General features: G+C 69.3%; 18 protein-coding genes, 1 tRNA gene and 1 riboswitch. Of the genes, 7 read left to right on the forward strand and 12 right to left on the reverse strand.

The window, feature by feature from the left end; all coding sequences use genetic code 11:
• Window positions 1-96 precede the first annotated feature (96 nt).
• From pknB to OHA68_RS14120, 7 genes are all read right to left on the reverse strand, one after another.
• Window positions 97-1,974, reverse strand: a complete 1,878-nt coding sequence (gene pknB / locus OHA68_RS14090) for a Stk1 family PASTA domain-containing Ser/Thr kinase (RefSeq protein WP_327108030.1) — start codon at window positions 1,972-1,974, stop codon at window positions 97-99.
• A gap of 85 nt (window positions 1,975-2,059) precedes the next feature.
• Entirely contained in the window at window positions 2,060-3,445 is a 1,386-nt protein-coding gene (locus tag OHA68_RS14095; protein WP_327108031.1) for a serine/threonine-protein kinase, read from the reverse strand.
• 21 nt (window positions 3,446-3,466) lie between these two features.
• Window positions 3,467-4,927, reverse strand: a complete 1,461-nt coding sequence (locus OHA68_RS14100; RefSeq protein WP_327108032.1) for a peptidoglycan D,D-transpeptidase FtsI family protein — start codon at window positions 4,925-4,927, stop codon at window positions 3,467-3,469.
• Complete coding sequence (locus OHA68_RS14105) at window positions 4,924-6,318, reverse strand: FtsW/RodA/SpoVE family cell cycle protein (RefSeq protein WP_327108033.1); 1,395 nt, start codon at window positions 6,316-6,318, stop codon at window positions 4,924-4,926. Before OHA68_RS14105 ends, OHA68_RS14100 begins: the two co-directional genes overlap by 4 nt.
• The gene (locus tag OHA68_RS14110; protein WP_327108034.1) at window positions 6,318-7,607 is read right to left on the reverse strand and encodes a Stp1/IreP family PP2C-type Ser/Thr phosphatase; all 1,290 of its coding nucleotides are present in this window, start codon (window positions 7,605-7,607) and stop codon (window positions 6,318-6,320) included. The genes OHA68_RS14105 and OHA68_RS14110 overlap by 1 nt, the downstream gene beginning before the upstream one ends.
• Complete coding sequence (locus tag OHA68_RS14115) at window positions 7,604-8,074, reverse strand: FHA domain-containing protein FhaB/FipA (protein ID WP_189137435.1); 471 nt, start codon at window positions 8,072-8,074, stop codon at window positions 7,604-7,606. Before OHA68_RS14115 ends, OHA68_RS14110 begins: the two co-directional genes overlap by 4 nt.
• Window positions 8,075-8,091: 17 nt before the next feature.
• Entirely contained in the window at window positions 8,092-8,832 is a 741-nt protein-coding gene (locus OHA68_RS14120) for an FhaA domain-containing protein (protein ID WP_189137434.1), read from the reverse strand.
• Between the two features lie 198 nt (window positions 8,833-9,030).
• Between OHA68_RS14120 and OHA68_RS14125 the strand changes: the two genes are divergently transcribed.
• A tRNA-Leu gene (locus tag OHA68_RS14125) sits at window positions 9,031-9,113 on the forward strand.
• 198 nt (window positions 9,114-9,311) lie between these two features.
• Here the strand turns inward: OHA68_RS14125 and OHA68_RS14130 are convergent.
• Together OHA68_RS14130 and OHA68_RS14135 are read right to left on the reverse strand one after the other, a co-directional pair.
• Entirely contained in the window at window positions 9,312-10,328 is a 1,017-nt protein-coding gene (locus OHA68_RS14130; RefSeq protein ID WP_327108035.1) for a hemolysin family protein, read from the reverse strand.
• Complete coding sequence (locus OHA68_RS14135; RefSeq protein WP_327108036.1) at window positions 10,325-11,671, reverse strand: hemolysin family protein; 1,347 nt, start codon at window positions 11,669-11,671, stop codon at window positions 10,325-10,327. The genes OHA68_RS14130 and OHA68_RS14135 overlap by 4 nt, the downstream gene beginning before the upstream one ends.
• 246 nt (window positions 11,672-11,917) lie before the next feature.
• Here OHA68_RS14135 and OHA68_RS14140 point away from each other — a divergent pair, with 246 nt between their 5' ends.
• From OHA68_RS14140 to OHA68_RS14150, 3 genes are all read left to right on the forward strand, one after another.
• Window positions 11,918-13,201, forward strand: a complete 1,284-nt coding sequence (locus tag OHA68_RS14140; RefSeq protein ID WP_327108037.1) for an LCP family protein — start codon at window positions 11,918-11,920, stop codon at window positions 13,199-13,201.
• A 90-nt stretch (window positions 13,202-13,291) separates the two neighbouring features.
• Window positions 13,292-13,897, forward strand: a complete 606-nt coding sequence (locus OHA68_RS14145; protein WP_327108038.1) for a TenA family protein — start codon at window positions 13,292-13,294, stop codon at window positions 13,895-13,897.
• A 41-nt stretch (window positions 13,898-13,938) separates the two neighbouring features.
• The gene (locus tag OHA68_RS14150; RefSeq protein ID WP_327108039.1) at window positions 13,939-14,817 is read left to right on the forward strand and encodes an Fpg/Nei family DNA glycosylase; all 879 of its coding nucleotides are present in this window, start codon (window positions 13,939-13,941) and stop codon (window positions 14,815-14,817) included.
• A gap of 4 nt (window positions 14,818-14,821) precedes the next feature.
• On the opposite strand, the gene OHA68_RS14155 is transcribed toward OHA68_RS14150, so the two are convergent.
• A complete protein-coding gene (locus OHA68_RS14155) occupies window positions 14,822-16,225 on the reverse strand; it encodes an MFS transporter (protein ID WP_327108040.1) in 1,404 nt (467 codons plus the stop codon).
• Window positions 16,226-16,303: 78 nt separating this feature from the next.
• Between OHA68_RS14155 and OHA68_RS14160 the strand changes: the two genes are divergently transcribed.
• Both OHA68_RS14160 and OHA68_RS14165 read left to right on the forward strand, forming a co-directional pair.
• Entirely contained in the window at window positions 16,304-16,741 is a 438-nt protein-coding gene (locus OHA68_RS14160; RefSeq protein ID WP_189137428.1) for a winged helix-turn-helix transcriptional regulator, read from the forward strand.
• A complete protein-coding gene (locus OHA68_RS14165; RefSeq protein WP_189137427.1) occupies window positions 16,738-17,061 on the forward strand; it encodes a rhodanese-like domain-containing protein in 324 nt (107 codons plus the stop codon). The genes OHA68_RS14160 and OHA68_RS14165 overlap by 4 nt, the downstream gene beginning before the upstream one ends.
• A gap of 105 nt (window positions 17,062-17,166) precedes the next feature.
• On the opposite strand, the gene OHA68_RS14170 is transcribed toward OHA68_RS14165, so the two are convergent.
• Window positions 17,167-17,625 carry a hypothetical protein gene (locus OHA68_RS14170; protein ID WP_327108041.1) on the reverse strand — a complete coding sequence of 153 codons (459 nt, stop codon included), beginning with the start codon at window positions 17,623-17,625 and terminating at the stop codon, window positions 17,167-17,169.
• A gap of 471 nt (window positions 17,626-18,096) precedes the next feature.
• Window positions 18,097-18,209, forward strand: a riboswitch (TPP riboswitch).
• Between OHA68_RS14170 and OHA68_RS14175 the strand changes: the two genes are divergently transcribed.
• On the forward strand, window positions 18,200-19,549 hold the full coding sequence (locus OHA68_RS14175) for a purine-cytosine permease family protein (protein WP_327108042.1): 1,350 nt from the start codon (window positions 18,200-18,202) through the stop codon (window positions 19,547-19,549). Its footprint overlaps the riboswitch before it by 10 nt.
• Here OHA68_RS14175 and OHA68_RS14180 read toward each other — a convergent pair.
• Window positions 19,518-20,084 (reverse strand): methylated-DNA--[protein]-cysteine S-methyltransferase, encoded by a 567-nt coding sequence (locus OHA68_RS14180; protein WP_327108043.1) that lies wholly within the window; start codon window positions 20,082-20,084, stop codon window positions 19,518-19,520. The two genes, OHA68_RS14175 and OHA68_RS14180, sit on opposite strands and share 32 nt — an antisense overlap.
• Window positions 20,085-20,167 lie beyond the last annotated feature (83 nt).

The raw sequence follows: 20,167 nt of genomic DNA on the forward strand, positions 1-20,167 counted from the left end.
CAGCGGCAGCCGTACAGAACCAGCACGCGGTACGGACGCCGCAGACACACGCGAAGGCCGCCACCCCCCGGTGGGGATGGCGGCCTTCGACGTCGGTCAGCCCTCCAGGCCGTTGTCGCCGAACGGGTCGTCGCCCGGTGGCTCATCCTGGGTCGGGATATCGTCCGTGGGCGGCTGGCCCGTGTCGTCGTTCGTCGGCTGCTCGTCGTCCGGGAAGCCGTCCGGCGGCGGCTCGGTCGCGGTCGGCGCCGCCGGCCCCTCGGAGACCACGATCGTGACGGTCATCCGCGGTGAGAGCTTGGCGCCCTCGCCGGGGTTCTGCTGGATGACCGTGCCCTGGGCCTGCTGGTCGGGCTGCTTGCGCACCTGGACCTTGAAGCCCGCGCTCTCGAGCACCTTCTTGGCGTCCGCCTCGGTGAGGTTGAGCACGCTCGGCACCTCGGCCAGCTGCTTGGGGATGTAGAGGGTGACGGTGCCACCCTTCTCGATCGCGCTGCCGGCCTCCGGGTCGGTCTGGAAGACCTTGCCCTGCGCCCTGCTGGACGCCTTGGTCTTGACCGAGCCCTTCAGTCCCGCGTCCGTGAGGAGCTGGTTGGCCTCGTCGGTGGACAGGCCGATGAGCCCGTCAGGCACCTTGACCTTCTGCTGCCCCTTGGAGACGTAGACCTTGACGACGGAGCCCTTCTCCACCTCGACGCCCGAGGCCGGGTCGGTCTTGATGACCGTGCCCTTGTCGCTGTCGCTGAACTCCTCGATCACCTCGGCCTTGAGCCCGAGGGTCTGCAGCTCGGTCTGGGCGTAGTCGAGCTGCTGCGTGGCCAGGTCAGGCACCTTGATCGCGGCGTCGGTCGACGCGCCGCCGCCACCGCCGCTGAGCACCACGTAACCCACGGTGATGAACGCGCCGATGATCAGTAGCGGGATGATGATCCAGGCCGCGGTCTTGACGGCGGTGTTGCCGCCGCCGGCTCTGCGCCGCCCACCACGACCGCCACCGTCGTCGTACTCGTAGTCCGGCAGCGCGCCGGAGCGCTGGGTGGCCGGCCCGGCGGCGGACTGGGTCGCCGTCATCATCCGGGTGCCCTGGCCCTGGCCGTAGTTGCCGGACATCGTCATCGTCTGCGCGTCGACCGGCATGCCGGACATGGCCCGCTGAATGTCGGCCCGCATCTCGCCCGCGCTCTGGTAGCGGTGGGCGGGGTCCTTGGCCATGGCCTTGAGCACGATCGCGTCGGCCCACTGAGGGATCTCCGGGTCGATCTGCGACGGCGGGATCGGGTCCTCGCGGACGTGCTGGTAGGCGATCGCGACGGGGGAGTCGCCGGTGAACGGCGGCTGGCCGGTGAGCAGCTCGTAGAGCAGGCACCCGGTGGAGTAGATGTCGCTGCGGGCGTCGACCCGCTCGCCGCGCGCCTGCTCGGGCGAGAGGTACTGGGCGGTCCCTATCACCTGCGCGGTCTGCGTCATGGTCGCGGCCGAGTCGGCCATCGCGCGGGCGATGCCGAAGTCCATGACCTTGATCTCGCCGCCGGTCGTGATCATCACGTTGGCGGGCTTGATGTCGCGGTGCACGATGCCGCCGCGGTGGCTGTAGTCCAGCGCCCGCAGGATGCCGTCGACCAGCTCGACCGCGCGCTCCGGCAGCAGCCGCCGATCGGCGCGCAGCAGGTCGCGCAGCGTCCGGCCGTCGACGTACTCCATGACGATGTAGGGCACGGGGGTGCCCTCGCTGGCGTCCTCGCCGGTGTCGTAGACGGCGACCACCGCCGGATGGTTCAGCGAGGCCGCCGACTGCGCCTCTCGACGGAACCGGGCCTGGAAGGTGTGATCCCTTGCCAGATCCGACCGGAGAGTCTTGATCGCGACTATTCGGTCCAGCCGGATGTCTCGGGCGCGATACACCTCGGCCATGCCGCCGCGCCCGACGACACCGTCGAGCTCGTAGCGACCTCCGAGTAGCCGAGGCTGAGTCATTTCCTGCACTGTCCCTTACCGTTCATCTTGTGGCCGGCCTGCTCGGGGGGCGGCCGCCGGTGTCCATCATCGACCCGTTGGCGCATCACGTCTCCTCCTGCGGCGGGTTTGTCTCACCCGGGTCCGGCGAGGCCGAAGGTGTCGCTGTCGGCGTCGTAGTCGGCGTTGGGGTCGGTGTGGGGGTAGGTGTACGGGTGGCGGTCGGGGTTGGCTTCGGCGTCGGCCGTCTCGTCGGAGTTGCCGACTTGGTAACCGTAGCCGACCGTGAGGGTACCGGCCTTGTCGACTTCACCGTAACAACTGGAGGGCGACGGGTCTGTGTCTTAGTACGGGATGGTTTGTGCTTGGGGCTCGCGACACCGCCCGCCGGCTCGGCGGGCTCCGCCGTGGGGGTGGACACGGGCGCCGGCGCCACCTGCGGGGAGGAGAACGCGAAGGCGCCGAATCCGACCGCCGCCACGCATCCGGCGGTGGCGGCCAGCGCCAGGGTCCGCCCGACCCCGCGCCGCCGTCGCGGCCGGGGCTGCGGCGCGGACTCCTGAAGAACGGTCTCCGCCGCCGGCTCGCCGAAGTTGTCGGTGAGCCGCTCATCGTCCGGCTCCGCCGGGCGCACCTCGAACCCGGACGGATCGGTCAGCATGCTGAGCTCGGCGCCCACCGCACCGCCCACCAGCGACTCACGCAGCACGTACGCGCGGTCGGCCAGCTCCAGCGCGGAGCCGGGGCGCTGGGCGGGGTCCTTGGCCAGCAGCGCCAGCACGAGCTGCCGCAGCGGGGCCGGCACGTCCACGCCCAGCGGCGGCGGCTCCTCGGACAGGTGCAGCAGGGCGATCGCCACCGCGCTCTCCGCCCGGAACGGAGTCCGCCCGGACAGGCACTCGTAGGCCACGACGCCCAGCGAGTAGAGGTCGGTGGCCGGTGTCAGCGGCAGGCCCTGAGCCTGCTCGGGACTGACGTACTGGGCGGTGCCGAGCACCGTGCCGGTCTGGGTGAGGGGCGCCGCCTCCAGCGCGCGGGCGATGCCGAAGTCGGTCACCTTGATGGCGCCCTCGGAGGTGACGAGCAGGTTGCCGGGCTTGATGTCGCGGTGGATGATGCCCGAGGCATGCGCGACGTGCAGCGCCTTGGCCGTCTGGTGCAGCACGTCCAGGGCCACCTCGGGGCCGAGGGAGCCGTTGCGCGTCAGGATGGCCGACAGCGGCTCGCCGTGCACCAGCTCCATCACCAGGTAGGCCAGGTCGCTGTGCTCGCCGTAGTCGAAGATCTGCGCGATGCCGGGGTCGGCCAGGCCGGCGGTGATCCGCGCCTCGTTGCGGAAGCGCTCGCGGAACCCGGGGTCGGCGTAGATGTGGCTGCGCAGCACCTTGACCGCCACTTCGCGGCCGAGCAGCTCGTCGCGGGCACGCCAGACCTCCCCCATGCCGCCTGTGGCTATGGGGGAGAGCAGTTGGTAGCGGTTACCGAGCCGCATGGTCCAGCACGTTACCGTCCATCACTGGTTCAGCACCGCCTCCATTACGACCTTTGCAATCGGCGCGGCCGTGCCGCCGCCCGTGGCCTCGGCGCCCACCTTCGCGGCGCCGGACTCCACGAGCACCGCCAGTGCGATCTTCGGATCGTTGGCGGGGGCGAAGGAGATGAACCAGGCGTGCGGCGGCTGACCGTCGGCGGTCTCCGCGGTGCCGGTCTTGCCGGCCACGTCGACGCCGGGAATCTGCGCCCGGTTCGCGGTGCCGTTGGCGACGACGCTGACCATCATGTCGCGCAGCTTGCCCGCGGTCTCCGAGCTGATCGCCTCGCTGAACTCCTCGGGATCGGCCTCGTCGAGCGTGTCGCCCTTGGCGTCGGTGATCTTGTTGACCAGGTAGGGCTTCATGACCGTGCCGTCGTTGGCGATGCCCGCGGCGATCATGGCCATCTGCAGCGGCGTCATCTGGACGCTGCGCTGGCCGATGGAGGCCTGGGCGACCGCGGCCTGGTCCTCCTTCTCGCCGAAGCTGCTCTTCGCCACCGACATCGGGACGGCCAGCGGCTGCCCCGCGCCGAACTTCGTCAGTTGCTCGTTCATCTTGTCGTAGCCGAGGTCCATGCCGATGCTGCCGAACGGCGTGTTACAGGACTTCTCCAGCGCGAAGACGAGCGTGACCTGCCCGGAGCCACAGGCCGCGCCGCCGTAGTTGGGCAGCCCCGCGGTGGTGTTGGGCAGCTGCAGCACCTGCGGCGCGTCGACCACGGTCTGGGCGTCCCGGCCGGAGTCGTCCTCCAGGAAGGCCGCGGCGGTCACCACCTTGAAGGTCGAGCCGGGTGGGTAGGTGCGGTCGATGTTGCGGTTGAGCAGCGGCTGCGACTTCTGCTTGGCCAGCTCGTCGTAGCGGCCGAACACCTGGCCCTTGTTGGTGCCCGACAGCTCGCCCGGGTCGTAGGTGGGCAGCGAGACCATCGCCAGGATCGCGCCGGACTTGGGGTCGATGGCCGCCACGGCGCCGCGCTTGCCGCTCTGCTTGAGCGCGTCGTAGGCGGCCTTCTGCGCCTTGGGGTTGATCGTGAGGTCGACGTTGGCGCCCCGGGTCGGCTCACCGGTGAACAGGTCGATGCCGCGCTGCAGCAGCAGGTCAGGGCTGGAGCCGTCGAGCATCTTGTTCTGGCTGGCCTCGATGGCCGAGGCGCTCTCGGGGGAGAAGAAGCCGGTGAGGTGCGCGTACAGCTCGGCCTCGGGGTATTCCCTGAGGAACTTGAAGTCGCCCTTGGCCTCCTTGGACTGGGCGAGGATCACCTTGCCGCCGGCCGTGATGCGGCCGCGCTGGACCGCGTAGCGGTCGTAGTAGTTGCGGGTGTTGCGGGCGTCGTCGCGGTATTTCCCGGCGTTGATCGCCTGGAGGACGTTCACGTTGATCATCAGTAACGCGAACATGGCCAGGCAGGCCACGGCCGCACGCTTGATGGGCCCGTTCATCGCTGGAACACCTGCGTCATTCCTTCGTTCTGGATCGCCTGGGGCGGTGGCTTACGTGCCGCGTCTGACATGCGTACCAGCAGCGCGATAAGGATCCAGTTAGACAACAAGGCCGAGCCGCCCTGTGACATGAACGGAGTGACCAGACCGGTCAGCGGGATCAGGTTGGTCACGCCGCCGACGATGATGAACACCTGCCAGGCCAGCAGGAACGACAGGCCGCCGGCCAGCAGCTTGGAGAACGGGTCGCGGGCCGCGACCGAGGTGCGCAGGCCACGCTCGACGAGCAGGGCGTACATCATGAGCAGGGCCATCAGGCCCGTCAGCCCCAGCTCCTCGCCGGTGGCGGGGAAGATGAAGTCGGAGAAGGCCAGCGGGATGAGCTCGGGGTGTCCCTGGCCGAGACCGGTGCCGAGGATGCCGCCCGACCCCATGGCGAACAGGCCCTGCATGAGCTGCGCGCTGCCGCCGATCTGGTCGAACAGCGCCGGATCGCTGGGGTCGAGGTAGACGTTGAAGCGCTCCTGCACGTGGTTGAAGAGCATGCCGGCCACGATGGCGCCGCCGACGAAGAGCAGGACGCCGATGATCACCCAGGAGCTGCGCTGGGTGGCGATGTAGAGCATCGCGACGAACGTGCCGAACAGCAGCAGCGAGGAGCCCAGGTCCTTCTGCATCACCAGGACGCCCAGGCTGACACCCCAGGTGATGAGCACCGGGCCGAGGTCGCGGGCGCGCGGCAGGTCGATGAAGAGCAGTCTGCGGCCGGCCAGGGCCAGCACGTCCCGCTTGGCCACCAGGTAGCCGGCGAAGAAGACGACCAGCGCCAGCTTGGCGAACTCGGCGGGCTGGATCTGGCCGACGCCGGGAATGCCGACCCAGATGCGGGCGCCGTTGATCTCCTGGCCGAGGAAGGGGGTAAGCGGCGAGATCAGCAGGATCAGGCCCACCGCGCCGGCGGTGTAGGTCAGCCGCTGCAGCGCGCGGTGGTCACGCAGGAAGATCAGGGTGAGGCTGAACATCAGGATGCCGACGAACGTCCACATCAGCTGGGTGCTGGGTGAGGCGAGCTTGGCGGACGGCAGCGTCGAGGGCGACTCGGAGAGCCGGAAGATCATCACCAGGCCGAGCCCGTTGATGAGCGTCACCAGCGGCAGGATCAGCGGGTCCGCCCACGGGGCGAACCTGGCGAGCACCAGATAGGCCGCCAGCATCAGCGCGCCCAAGCCCAGGCCGTAGGTCAGCATGCCCGACGGGATCGCCCCGCCCATCGCCAGGCCCACGTTGGCGTAGGCGCCCATGACGATCACGACGGCGAAGGCCAGCATGGCGAGTTGGGCCACGCGCCGCTTGGCGGGCATGGTCACGGAGGCTTCGGCCACTTCGCTCATTACTGGGGTTTCGTTTTCGTCGGGGTCGCGGATGGCGTCGAACTGGCGGCCGGGGCGGCCTTCTGCTCCGTCGTGTCCTTCGCGAAACTCAGCCCGTTGATCTTGGTGATGCCCTCGGCCAAGGTGGTGACCTCGATGCCGTCCTTGATCAGAGCCTGGTCGGGCGGTGAGAGCTCGGACACGGACTTACCGGTGCGCTGGATCACCGAGAAGAACTGGATGGGTCCCACTTCCTGCTGGATGCCCTGGAACACGACCACCTCGTCGGCCGACGCGCCGACGAAGAACTGGTCCTGGGTCCACTGCCAGCCGAAATAGCCGCCGACGCCCGCGGCGACGACGGCCACGGACAGCACCGAGACCAGCACGGGCCAGACACGCCGGCGCTTGCCCGCCCGCCGGGAGGTCCTGGCGGCCGGCTCGTCGAAGTCGTCCCCGCTGATCACCGGCTGCGGGGCGGTGGCCGAGTCGGCTCGCCCCGGAGCGGTCTCGTGGGGACCTGGCGGCAGCCGGGTCATGCCCGCCGCGCCGACCACGGCCGCCTCGGCGAGCGGCTGCTGGCCGTCACCGATCTCCAGCACGTCGGCGAGCACGCAGGTGATGTTGTCCGGCCCGCCCCCACGGTTCGCCAGGTCGATGAGCTGGCGGACGACCTCTTCCGGATCGTCGATGTTGGTGAGGGTGGCGTGCATCGTCTCCGCGCTCACCACACCCGACAGGCCGTCGGAGCAGAGCAGGTAGCGGTCGCCCACCTGCGCCTCGCGCAGCGTGAGGTCGGGATCGACCTCGCCGCTGCCGTCGAGCGCGCGCAGCAGGATCGAGCGCTGCGGATGCGTCGCGGCCTCTTCCGGGGTGATGCGCCCGTCGTCGACGAGCTGCTGCACCAGGGTGTGGTCGTGGGTGATCTGGTAGAGCTCGCCGCGTCTGAGCAGGTAGGCGCGCGAGTCGCCGACGTGCACGAGCGCGACCTGGGTGCCCTGCCAGAGCATCGCGGTGAGTGTGGTGCCCATGCCCTTGAGGCTGGGGTCCCGTCCGACCATCTCGTGCAGCTTGCGATTGGCGTCGCGTACGGCCGCTTCGATGGCGTTGAGCAGGTCACCGCCCTGCTGGGCCTCGTCGAGTGAGGCCATTGCGGCGATGGCGACGGAGCTCGCCACCTCGCCGTGAGCGTGCCCGCCCATACCGTCCGCGACGGCGAGCAGGCGGCCGCTAGCGTACGCCGAGTCCTCGTTTCCTTCGCGGAGGAGGCCGACGTCCGAGCGGGCGGCGTAGCGGAGTGCGATGGTCATTTGCGCAATTCAATGACTGTCTTGCCGACACGGACGGGAACGCCGAGCGGCACCGGGGTCGGACGGGTGACTTTCGAGCGCTCGAGATATGTGCCGTTGGTTGAACCGAGATCTTCCACGATCCACTGACCGTCCTGAGGGAAGAGCCGGGCATGCCGGCTGGATGCGTAGTCGTCGCTGACTACCAGCGTGGCGTCACTAGCCCGGCCAATGGTGATGGGCGTCTCCGTGAGGTTAATGGTGGTGCCTTGCAAGGGGCCACCTGTCACAACAAGCTGGCGTGGCTCGCCCTTCTTGCTCTTGGGCTTTGCCACGGCTTTGGCAGGCTTAACCCCCTTGCGTGGACCGGCGGGAGCCGTACGTGACCCGAACAAGTCAGTCCGGATCACGCCGACTGCGGCAATGACGAAAAACCACAGCACCGCCAGGAAGGCGAGCCGGATCAGCAGCAGCGTGAGCTCGGACATGGACCGTCTGTCTACCCCTAATCGCGCCGGAACACCAGAGTCGTGCGTCCGAGCGTCACTCGCGTGCCGTTCTGGAGCTCGATTCTGCGTACCGGCTGGCCATTGACGAACGTGCCGTTCGTCGATCCAAGATCGACGAGAGCGACCAGTTGACCCTCGACGCGTAGCTCCGCGTGATGACGCGAAACGCCGGGGTCGACGAGACGAAGATCACAGTCGGTGCCGCGTCCCAGCAAGGTCACCGGAGTGGTGAGCTCGTAGGAGCGGTCGCCCTGCGGGTCGTCCTGAGTGGAGACGAGCAGCCGGGGCCGCCCGCCGAAAGCGTTGGGCCTAGACGGTGGCAGATCGCTCGCCGGCTGGCGAATCTCGTCCTGCTCGACCGTCGCGCCACGGATGACGCCGGACCTGATGCGGAAGAGTCCCACAGCCAGGTCGGCGGCGGTCTCGAAACGGACCCGGACCGGTCCCACGAAGGAGTAGCCCTGTTCCTTGGCGTACTCCCTGGCGAGGTTGGCCAGCTCGTGGCTGATGTTGTCGGCGTAAACCTCAAGCCGCTCACTGTCGGTCGTGGACAGCTCGACCACGAAGTCGTTGGGCACGAGAGTGCGACCCTGGGCGACGATCGCCGCCCGCTCGTCCATCTCCCGTTGCACTGCGCTGGCGACCTCGACCGGTTGAAGGTCAGATTTGAACGCCCGCGCAAAGGCCCCCTCAACCAAGCCTTCGAGCCGTCGCTCGAAGCGCTGAAGGACTCCCACCGGGTACCTCCCTTCCTCCGTGCATATGATCGCGGCCCCCAGACGCTTGTGGCGCCCGGTCTCCGCTCGTCCCACGTCGCGGCGGTCCTGGCGCTCGTCGGCCCTCGCGCCCAGCTCCTCCGCTCCCGTGTCTTATGCGATCGTATCCGGGTTCAGTACTGGTGGCTGTTACGTGCTACTGTTTCTCAGCACCCACAAGGGCGAGTGGCGGAACGGCAGACGCGCACGGTTCAGGTCCGTGTGTCCGAAAGGACGTGAGGGTTCAAATCCCTCCTCGCCCACCTCGGATCTCCGATGAAATCGGTAGATCTACACTGACGAAAGACAGCCTCGGTTCGCAAGAGCCGGGGCTTCTTCTTTTTACCTAACCTTCCCGCGTGGCGTGGCCCCGGGGGCGAAAAGTACGCCCGGCCGGTTGCAACTCACTTTCGAGTTACTTTCGGCCGGGCGATGTGTTTTAGCCCACAGCGAACGTGGGGTCAGACGGCCGGCGCCCGGGTGTCGAGCAACTGGCCGAGAAGGTCCGTCAGGCTCACCATGCCGATGACCGCGCCGCCCGCCCCAGTGACCAGCGCCAGATGCGAGCGGGTCTCCTGCAGCGCCGTCACGGCCTCAGGGACCTGCGTGACGCAGGGCAGCCGGGGCACCGGGCGGGCCAGCTCGCCCGCCGTGCGGTTGGGCTCCAGCAGGGCGTCACGGGCGTGCAGGACGCCCTCCACGGCGCCCTCGCCGCGCACCAGCAGCCTCAGGTGACCGCTGTCCGCGGCCTCCTGCCGGATCCGGGCCGCGCCCGCGGACGACGGCACGGCCGTCACCTTACCGATCGGGACCATCAGCCGCTCGATGCCCTCGGCCTCGAAGCGCAGCGCCCTGGTCAGCAGGTCGTGCTCCTCCCGGTCGAGCAGGCCCATCCGGCCGGACTCGCCCACCAGCATGGCGAGCTGACGCGGCGTCCTGGTGGAGGCCAGCTCGTCGCGCTGCTGCACGCCGAACAGGCTCAACATCAGGTTGGTGAGCCCGTTCAGCGAGGACAGCAGCGGGCGCATCACCCAGGTGAAGCCGCGGAAGGGCAGCGTCAGGATCAGGGCCGCCCGCTCCGGGTTGGTCAGCGCCCACGACTTGGGCGCCATCTCGCCCACGACCATGTGCAGGAACGTCACCAGCGCCAGCGAGATCGTCAGCGCGATCGGCAGCCGCAGCGACTCCGACACGCCCACGGCGGCGAAGACCGGCTCCAGGTAGTGCTCGATCGCCGGCTCGGTGACCTGCCCGAGTCCCAGCGTGCAGAGCGTGATGCCGAGCTGGGCCCCCGCGAGCATCAGCGAGAGCTGGCGGCTGCCGCCCACGGCCGATCTGGCGGCGATTCTGACCAGGCGGTTGCCGCCCCCGGCCATCTCCTCCAGCCGGTGGCGCCTGGAGGACACGAAGGCGAACTCCGCGGCCACGAACAGCGCGTTGAAGGCCAGCAGGACGACACCGATCAGGATCATCGTCATCGCGCTGCCTCCACATGCCTGGTCGGCGCCAGCCGCACCCATTCGGGCACGCGGCGGTTGAGCGACATCACGGTCAGCTCCGCGAGGTGCTGGTCCTCGTCCTCGGTGAACGGGTCGCCCTCGGGGACGGTCTCGACCGTCACCGTGTCACCGGGCTCCGGCATCCGGCCCAGCTTGGCCAGGATCAGCCCGCCGAGGGTGTCGTAGTCGTCGCTCTCGGGCAGCGCCACGCCGGTGGCCCGCTCGACCTCGTCGAGCCGGAGCCGGCCGGGCACCTCCCAGGCGCCGTCCGGCTGCCGCACGGCGCCGACGGGGTCCGGGTCGTTCTCGTCGACGAGCTCGCCGACCAGCTCCTCGGCCAGGTCCTCGACGGTGATCACACCGGCGAGGCCGCCGTACTCGTCGATGACGCAGACGATGTCGTCCTTGGCCACGCGCATCCTGTCGAGCACCACAGGCAGCGGCAGCGAGTCGGGCACCAGCAGCGGCGGCCGGGTGATGTCGGCGATCCTGCCCTCGTCCAGGCCGGAGGCGAGCAACTCGCGCACGCCGGTCACGCCGACCACGTCACCGTCGCCGCCGAGCACCGGATAGCGGGAGTGACCGCACTGCCGCATCACCTCGACGAAGGCGGACAAAGGCTGAGAATCGCGGAGTGCGACCACTCGGGGGCGCGGTACCATGATCTCCTCAGCCGTGTGGTCGCCGAATTCCAGGGCGCGCTCCAGCAGTGCTGACAGCCGAGGGGGGAGTTCGCCCGCCTCGGTCGACTCTTCGATGATCCGGGAAAGCTCCTCGGGGGTGGCGCCGTGCTCCACCTCCTCGACCGGCTCGATCCCGATCTTCCGCAGCAGGCCGGTGGCCGCCGAGTCGAACAGCCGGATCACCGGGCCCACGACGGTCAGGTACGCCAGCGTCGAGCCCGCCAGAAACTTGGCCACGGGCTCCGGCCTGGCGATGCCGAGGTTCTTGGGGGCCAGCTCGCCCAGCACCATCTGCACGATGGTGGCCACGAGCACGCCGATGGCCACGGACAGCCCGGCGATCATGGCCTCGGACAGGCCGGCATCCGTCAGCCAGGGACGGACGATCCCGGCGATGGCGGGCTCGGCCAGAAAGCCGACGAGCAGCGCCGTGACCGTGATGCCGAGCTGAGCGCCCGACAGCATGAAGGAGAGACGCGAGGTCACCCGCAGCGCCTTCTCGGCGGCGGCGTCACCGGCGGCGGCCTGCTCGCGCAGCACACCCCGGTCCGCGGCGACGAAGGCGAACTCCTGGGCGACGAAGTAGCCTGTCGCGGCGGTGAGCAGGAACAGGGCCAGCAGCCCCACATAGGCGCTCACCGAGGCGAGCTCTCAGGAAAACCCGTGCTCATGCACGGGCGACTACTCCATGAGTCCGGAGCGGACACGATCTTCCCTTCGGTAGAGGTCGTCCATAAACCTAACGATGCAGCTTGCTTCTCTGTTTCCGGGAGTGACTTAAGCCGCGTTCTGCGTACTTTTCCGTGGGAAAAGCTTGGCGAGAAGTCTGCACTGGCAGGGGGTTGGACGTAGCGTCTATGCCAAGCGAAGGGAAGTAGAAACCAAGTGTCTGAGGACGATCGGACGCGGGCCATGCGCTCGCCAGGCGACGGCAGGCCGCTGCCGCGCAGGAACGACGAGGAGCCCCGCTCGGCGGGCGCTCCGGCGCACGCGTTCCCGCAGCGGCCGGGCGCGCGCCCGACTTCGGGCGGCCCGCCGGTCGCCGATGACGCGACCGTCGTCAGCTCGCCGATGGCCGACCAGAGCCCCCATGGCGGCGACCAGAAGCCCAAAGGCAGGGTGTACGGCAAGCAGCGGTCGGGCAGCAGCCCGGTCAGGCCGCTGCGCGGGGGCGCGGAGTCTCCCCCCGCGGGTCCGAAGCCACCACGCAGGCGACCCCGCGCCCGGACCGTGCTCACGATCATCGCGGCGATCCTGGCGGTGCTGCTGGTGACGACCGTGGGCCTGTTCTTCTGGATCGACGGCAAGCTGGCCGGCATCGACAAGGTTCTCGACGACTACCCGGACCGCCCCGCCGACACCCCCGGCACCAACTGGCTGCTGGTCGGCTCCGACAGCCGTAAGGGCCTGTCCGCCGCCCAGCGCAGGAAGCTCGCCACGGGCCGCAGCGCGGGCCAGCGGACCGACTCGATGATGCTGCTGCACCTGCCGGACACCGGCGACCGGCCGACGCTGGTCAGCCTGCCCCGCGACTCGGCGGTCACCATCCCCGGCAAGGGCCGCAACAAGCTCAACGCCGCCTACGCGATCGGCGGGCCCCCGCTGCTGGTCCAGACCGTCGAGACGGTCACCGGCGTGCACATCGACAACTACATGGAGATCGGCTTCGCCGGCTTCGTGGACATCGTCGACGCGGTCGGCGGGGTCGAGATCGACGTGCGCGCCGCCGTGAACGACCCCAAGGCCGGCCTCAAGCTGAAGAAGGGCAAGCAGATCCTCACCGGCGGCCAGGCGCTCGGCTACGTCCGCACCCGCAAGGGCGGCGCGCTGCCCGACTTCGAGCGGACCAAGCGGCAGCGCCAGTTCCTCAGCGCGGTGGTGAAGAAGGCGGCCAGTCCGGGCGTCCTGATCAACCCCTTCACCTCGCTCCCGCTGGCCTCGGCCGCCACCGAGGCGGTCGCCGTCGACAACGGCACGGGCGTGTTCGACATGCTCTCGCTGGGCCTGGCCATGGGCGACAGCCCGGTGACCACGGTGGTGCCGTTCGGCGGCAGTGAGATCGCGGGCGGGGGCACGGCCGTCAAGTGGGACAGGACCAAGGCGCTGGCCCTGTTCAACGCGCTCAAGGAGGACAAGCCGGTGCCCAAGGACATCCTCGACGCCAACTGACCCCGCCCGGCTCCGGTGCGGCGCGCACCGGAGCCGTCAGACGGTACGTCCGTTTCGTAGGCGATCGTCGCCTTCACTAACGTGCTGGCCATGACTGTCTCTGCGAAGTTGCACGCGATCGGCCGGCCGCTGGTGGAGGCCCAGCTCGCGCATCCCACGGTGGTGGGCATCGGGCGGGGTGATCTGGCCGAGCCGGTCTTCCGGTCGTGGCTGGAGCAGGACTACCTGTTCCTGCACGACTACGTCCGGGTGTTCGCCCGGCTGGCCTGGCAGGCGCCGGCGGAGCACCTCGGCGATCTGGTGGACCTGGCGCACGCCACGTTCCATGACGAGCTGGATCTGCACTGGTCGCTGTCGGCCGGGTTCGGGGCGGATCTCGATGGGGCGGTCAAGGGGCCCGCCTGTGCGGCGTACACGGCGTTCCTGTTGGAGTCGGCGGGTTCGTACGCGGACGGGCTCGCCGCGCTTTATCCGTGTATGTGGGGATATTCGACGTTGGGTCAGATATTGGCGGAAAATCCGCCGGTCGAGCCGCGGTACCGGGCCTGGGTGGACACCTACGCCGATCCCGGGTTCGCGGCTCTGGCCGCGCGGATCGGGCAGATGATCGACGAGGCCGATCCGGACCCCGTGCGGGCGGAGGCCCTCTTCGTCGAGGGGATGCGGCACGAGCTGGCGTTCTGGGAGGTGCCGTAATCGTCCACAGGCTGTGGACAACCGATCAGTAGTCTGGTGGCATGCCGGAACTTCCCGAAGTGGAATCTCTCACCGGTTTCCTGCGCGAGCGGGCGGTGGGGCGCACGATCCTGGGTGTCGACGTGGTGGCCTTCCAGGCGCTCAAGACCTTCGATCCGCCGGTCACCGCCCTGGGCGGGCTGACCGTCACGGGCGTGTCGAGGCACGGCAAGTTCCTCGACCTGGACTGCGACGGGCTGCACCTGATCTTTCACCTGGCCCGGGCGGGCTGGCTGCGCTGGCGCGAGGACCTGACGAACGCCAAGCCCGTACGGCCGGGCAAAGGCCCCCTGGCCGTACGGGTGCGCCTGGCGCCCGATGATGAGGGACTCACGCCCGGCTTCGAGTTGACCGAGGCGGGGACGCAGAAACGCCTCGCCGTATATGTCACGAAAAATCCGGATGATGTGCCGGGTGTCGCCGCGCTCGGCCCCGATCCGCTCGACGACGCCTTCGACGTGGCCGCGCTCAAGCGCATCGTGGGCGGGAACCGTACCCAGATCAAGGGTTTGCTGCGCGACCAGAAGGTGATCGCCGGCATCGGCAACGCCTACTCCGACGAGGTGCTGCACGCGGCGAGGATGTCCCCGTTCAAGATCGCGGCGTCGCTGACCGACGACCAGATCGCCGACCTGCACGAGGCCATCATCACCACGCTGCGCGAGGCGGTGGAGCGGGCGCACGGCCTGGCGGCCAAGGACCTCAAGGCGGAGAAGAAGTCCGGCCTGCGGGTCCACAACCGGGCCGGGCAGCCGTGCGACGTGTGCGGTGACACGATCCGCGAGGTCTCCTTCGCCGACTCCTCGCTGCAGTACTGCCCCACCTGCCAGACGGGCGGCAAACCGCTGGCCGATCGCCGCCTGTCCAAGCTGCTGAAGTAGCGGCCTACACGCGGGCGGGCACCGGGGCCCGGGTCCGCCCGCGCAGGCCGGAGGCGACGATGACGGCCGCGAGCAGCGTGGCCGCCACCGGCACCGCCAGCCCCGCGCGCAGGGCGTCGATCCCGGTCGAGCCCGCGGCCAGCGCGGCCACGTTGACGGCGGTGACCGCCGACAGCCCGAGCGCGGCGCCGAACTGGAAGGACGTGTTGATCAGCCCGCCGGCCAGCCCTTGCTCGTGCTCGTCGATCCCCTCGGTCGCGACGATCGTCAGCGGGCCGTACACGAAGGCGAACATCAGCCCGATCAGCAGCATCGACGGCAGCATGGCCGCGTACGTCCAGTCCATCCCGACGCCCAGGAACAGGATGAAGGCCACCAGCCCGGACACCAGGCCGCCGAAGATCACCCGGGCGTTGCCGAAGCGGTTGACCAGCACGGGCGTGAGGGTGGGCGCGAGGACCACGTCGGCGGCGGCGGCGAGCAGCGCGAGGCCGGTCTGGATCGCCGACCAGCCGCGCAGTTCCTGCAGGTAGAGGGTGATCAGGAACTGGAAGCCGAAGAACGCGGCGGTGAGCAGGATCGCCGCCAGGTTCGCGCGCACCAGCGCCCCCGATCGGAACACGCCGAGGCGGATCAGCGGCTCGGCCGAGCGGCGCTCGATGGCCACGAACGCCGCCACCAGCGCCAGCCCGCCGGCGAACACGGCGGCGGTCCAGACCCAGCCCTCGGCCGGGTGCTCCAGCCGTACCACGCCATAGACCAGCAGCATCATCGCGCCGGTGATGGTCGCCGCGCCCGGCAGATCGAACCGGCCGCCGGCGCGCGGCGGCACGGCGGGCTCCTTGATCAGCGGGATGGCGGTGAGCAGGATCGCCAGCGCCAGGATCACCGGCGCGAAGAACACCCACCGCCAGCCGAGTGCGGTCAGCAGGCCGCCGATCACCAGGCCGAGCGCGAAGCCGGCGGCGGCCGTCCCCGCGTAGATCAGCAGGGCCTTGTTGCGCAGTCTGCCCTCGGCGAAGCCGGTGGTGATCAGCGAGAGCCCCGCGGGGGTCATGAATCCCGCGGCCACCCCGGTGACGAACCTGGCGACCAGCAGCACCCACCCCTCGTTCGCGAAGCCGCCCAGCCCGGAGAAGATCAGGAACACGGTCAGCCAGAGCAGGAACATCCTGCGCCTGCCCAGCAGGTCGGCCGCCCGGCCGCCGAGGAGCATGAATCCGCCGTAGCCCAGCACGTAGGCGCTGACCACGCCGCTCAGCATCGTGGTCGACAGCCCGAGGTCGGCGCGGATGGCAGGCAGCGCGACGTTCAGCATGGCGACGTCGATGCCCTCAAGAAAGATCGCCCCGCACAGCACCATCAGCACGCCCAGTGGGCGGCCTCTGAGTCGTTCGTCAGCAATCATGGTGGAATCCCCCGGTTACGTTCGCGCACATCAGTTACCTCTTGTAACCGTCCACATCATGCGGCAGCATGAACAGGCATGGAAGACGGCACTTCAAAGTCACTCGGTTACTTCGACGGCACCGTCCCCGACGACGACTACGACATCCGCCAGTGGGACGTCAGGGAGGGCTGCGAGGTCCGGCAGATCCTCGACCGCGTCGCGGACAAGTGGTCGCTGCTCGTCATCGCCCTGCTCGACTGCCAGAGCCTGCGCTTCACCCAGCTGCGCCGCGAGATCGACGGCGTCAGCCAGCGGATGCTCAGCGTCACGCTGCGCCAGCTCGAACGTGACGGCCTGGTCGACCGTACCGTCCACCCCGTGGTGCCACCGCGCGTCGACTACGCGCTCACGCCGCTCGGCCGCACGCTGCACGAGACGATCAAGTCGCTGGTGACTTGGACCGAGCAGCACCAGCAGGAGATCGCCGAAGCGCGTGCGGCGTACGACGCGCGACGCGAGATGATGGAGACATGACGGTTCCCGAAGTCAAGGTCCGAGACGTCCCCGCCGACGCCTACCTGCTGGACGTCCGCGAGCAGGACGAATGGGTGGCGGGCCACGCCCCCGAGGCGGTGCACATTCCCATGACGCAGATCCAGTCCCGCGTGGACGAGGTCCCCAGTGAGCGGACCGTCCACATCATCTGCCGGTCGGGCGGCCGGTCGCTGCAGGTGGCGGCCTGGCTCAACCAGCTCGGCCGCGATGCCATCAACGTCGACGGCGGCATGCGGTCCTGGGAGCACGAGAAGCGGCCGATGGTGAGCGAGACGGGGCAGCAGCCCTTCGTCGCCTGAACGAACCTGTCAACATCGTGCCGTCATCGGCCGTACTGCGTTGCGACGCAGGTCAAGGGCCACCCGCACGGTTGCAGATGGCCCGACCAGCTGAAAGCCTGAGCGTCAGCGGCCCGGGTGCACGTACTGGTTGTATCGGGTCTCGCTGAGGTCGTAAGCCCTCTGGCCTGGTCGGATGTAGACCGACACCTCCAGGTAGACCCTCGATATGGACTTGGAGCCGGTGCGGGTGATGTTTCCGAAGTTGGTGCCGTTGTCGCCGCAGCCGTTGGTGTCCGACTTCCAGGCGCTGTGCCCGGTGGTTCCGTCGGTGTGTTTCCAGTAAACCCGGGCCCGCACCGGAAGGTTGTCCCCGGGACAGAGGTCGCGCACCGTGAAGTTCCGATAGACGACCTTCGTCCGGCTGACGAAGTCGACGGTCGCCCGGACGGACCCGCCACCCATGTCGCCCTTGGGGTCTACGCGGGCGGTGGACACCCCGTCTTTCGCCTGCGCCGGGCTTGCCACCAGCAGCCCGCTCAACGCTGCGGTTGCCAGCACGGCGCCCAGAATGCGTGTCTTCAACAGTCCTCCAGCAAGAGATGTTTCGGTTGGCCTCGGGGCGTGCGCACTGTGCGGGGCTCTGCCTGAGTGTCAGGTCTCGAAGGTGAATGTCCCGCGCAGGACGGTGTCTCGCCCGCTCCAGTAGCGCCTGATGCCAGCGGGGTGGAACACGACCTTCAACGAGGCTTCGCCATGCTCGAATCCCTGCTGACACGAGCGATTCCGGCGGCCCGAGGTTCACCGGAGTGATCGTTGCACGCGTCGGCAGCAGCCTGGAATACGCCGGGAATACGCCTGGTCACCCGATGTGATGATGAAGTGGGCAGCCCTCCTGCCCTCGTTCTCGGTGAGCGCGGCGAACGCACGCAGCTGTACTCCCGCGGACCTGCCCGGACTCTCCCAGGGGAGGCGATCGCAGCCCCCGGTGGTGGCCGATCTATGACGAATGGTGCATCATGGGGGCGCGAGCTGGGATGATCCCGGCCTCGTGTGCCAAACCCCCGCGGGAGCTTGGGGCAACCAGGCTGAGAGGGTAGCTACCGCTGCTGCCGACCGCATGAACCTGTCCGGGTAATGCCGGCGTAGGGAGTGCGCGATGTCGCATGCCGTCCACGATGACGAAGTTCCCCTCACTCTGGAGAGCGCGGCCCCCAAGACGCTGGGGGTGCTCGACCAGGGCGCGCTCTGGGCCAACCTGGCCGTCAGCCTGCTGGGCTTCTCCGGGGCGCTGTTCCTGATCGACCCGCTGGGCGGCGCCCCGCTGACGCTGGCCGCCGCGCTGACCGCGACGGTCGTGGGCAGCCTGATCGGCACCGCCATGGTGGGGCTGTCGGCGATCCCCGGCACGCAGACCGGGCAGCCGGCGATGGTGCTGCTGCGCGGGCTGTTCGGGGCCCGGCTGTCCTACATCCCGACGGTGCTCAACATCATCCAGATGATCGGCTGGGGCGCGTTCGAGCTCTGGGTCATCTCCATGGGTGCGATGGCCATCTTCGGCGACACCGTCCCGTACGCGGTGTGGGTGATCGTCGCCGGGGTGCTGACCACGGTGCTGACCATCTGGCCGCTCGGCGCGATCAGGCTGCTGCGCCGCTACATCACCATCGCCGTGATCGTCTCGCTCGTCTGGTTCGCCGTGCAGTTCCTCGGGGACGCGCCGCCGCAGACGGGCGGGACGTGGGCGGCGTTCATGCCCGCGGTCGACTACGTGATCGCGCTGTCGGTGTCGTGGGTGCCGCTCGCCGCCGACTTCGCCCGGCACTCCAGGTCCAGCCGGGCGGCCTTCACCGGGGTCGTCGGCGGCTACACCCTGGCCCAGGTCGCCTGCCTCGGGCTCGGCGTCTACGCGGTGGCCATCGCGGGCGCCGGGGCGGTGGCGGCCGACAGCACGGCGGTGTTCGTGCCCTTCGTGGCCGCGCCGCTGGGCGCGCTGTTCTTCGCCATCCTGGTGCTGCGCGAGGCTGACCAGTCCTTCGCCAACGTCTACTCCACGACGGTCTCGCTGCAGAACCTCATGCCGCGGGTCGACCGGCGGATCCTCAGTATCGCCATCGGCGTGCTGACCGTCGCCATCGCGCTGGTGGTCGACGTGACGTCCTACGGCGCCTTCCTCGGCCTGATCGGCGCGGTCTTCGTGCCCATGTTCGCGGTGCTGGCCGTGGACTACTTCCTGCTCGGCGGCGGGGCCCGCTGGAACACCGCCGAGAACGCGCCCTCCCGCTGGTCGATGCTGCTGCCCTGGGCGCTCGGCTTCGCCGCCTACTGGCTGACCACCTCGACCCCCACGGTCGCCGCGTGGGACGGGATGTGGACCGGAGTCCGCGAGGCGATCGGCTTCACCAGGGAGCCCTGGATGAACGGCGCGCTGGGCGCCGCCATCGTGGCGGCCCTGGTCACGCTGGCGGTGGGCGCGCTCAGGCGCGCGACTCGCGACGCTCGACGTTGAGCAGGTGCCGCTTGGCGGCCACGCCTCCGGCGTAGTCGCCGAGCTCGCCGTCCTCACGCACCACCCGGTGACACGGCACGATCACGCACACGGGGTTGGAGTTGAGCGCGTTGCCGACCGCGCGCAGCGCGCGTGGCCGGCCGATGAGCTCGCCGATCCGCTCCATCGTGGTGGTCGTGCCGTACGGGACCGCCATCGTCTTCTGCAGCACCGTGCGCGCGAAGGAGGTGGCGAGGGCCAGGTCGACCGGCGTGGCGAAGGCCCGCAGCCGGCCGGAGAAGTAGGCGTCCAGCTCCCTGCGCACCGGGTCCAGCCGCCGGGCCTCGGGGCCGATGAGGCTGCCGACCTGCTTGGCGACGCGTTCGTACACGATCTGCTCGTCCTCGAAGCTGCAGGAGGCGATGCCCCGGGTCGTCACCGCGAGCACCAGCCGGCCGACCGCGCCGTCATAGGTGCCGAAGGCGACGTCGAGCGGCCGGTCGTCACGGTAGGTGTCGGATGTCACCCGCAGCAGGGCTTCGAGGTCGCCTGACATGCTTTCACCCTCTTCAGCCAGCCACGGAAATGCCGTGACCGCAGCGTATCGGACGGATCGCCCGGCATGAGCGCCACGCCACA

The sequence above is a fragment of the Nonomuraea glycinis genome, from assembly GCF_035920485.1.
Classification (GTDB): Bacteria; Actinomycetota; Actinomycetes; order Streptosporangiales; family Streptosporangiaceae; genus Nonomuraea; species Nonomuraea glycinis.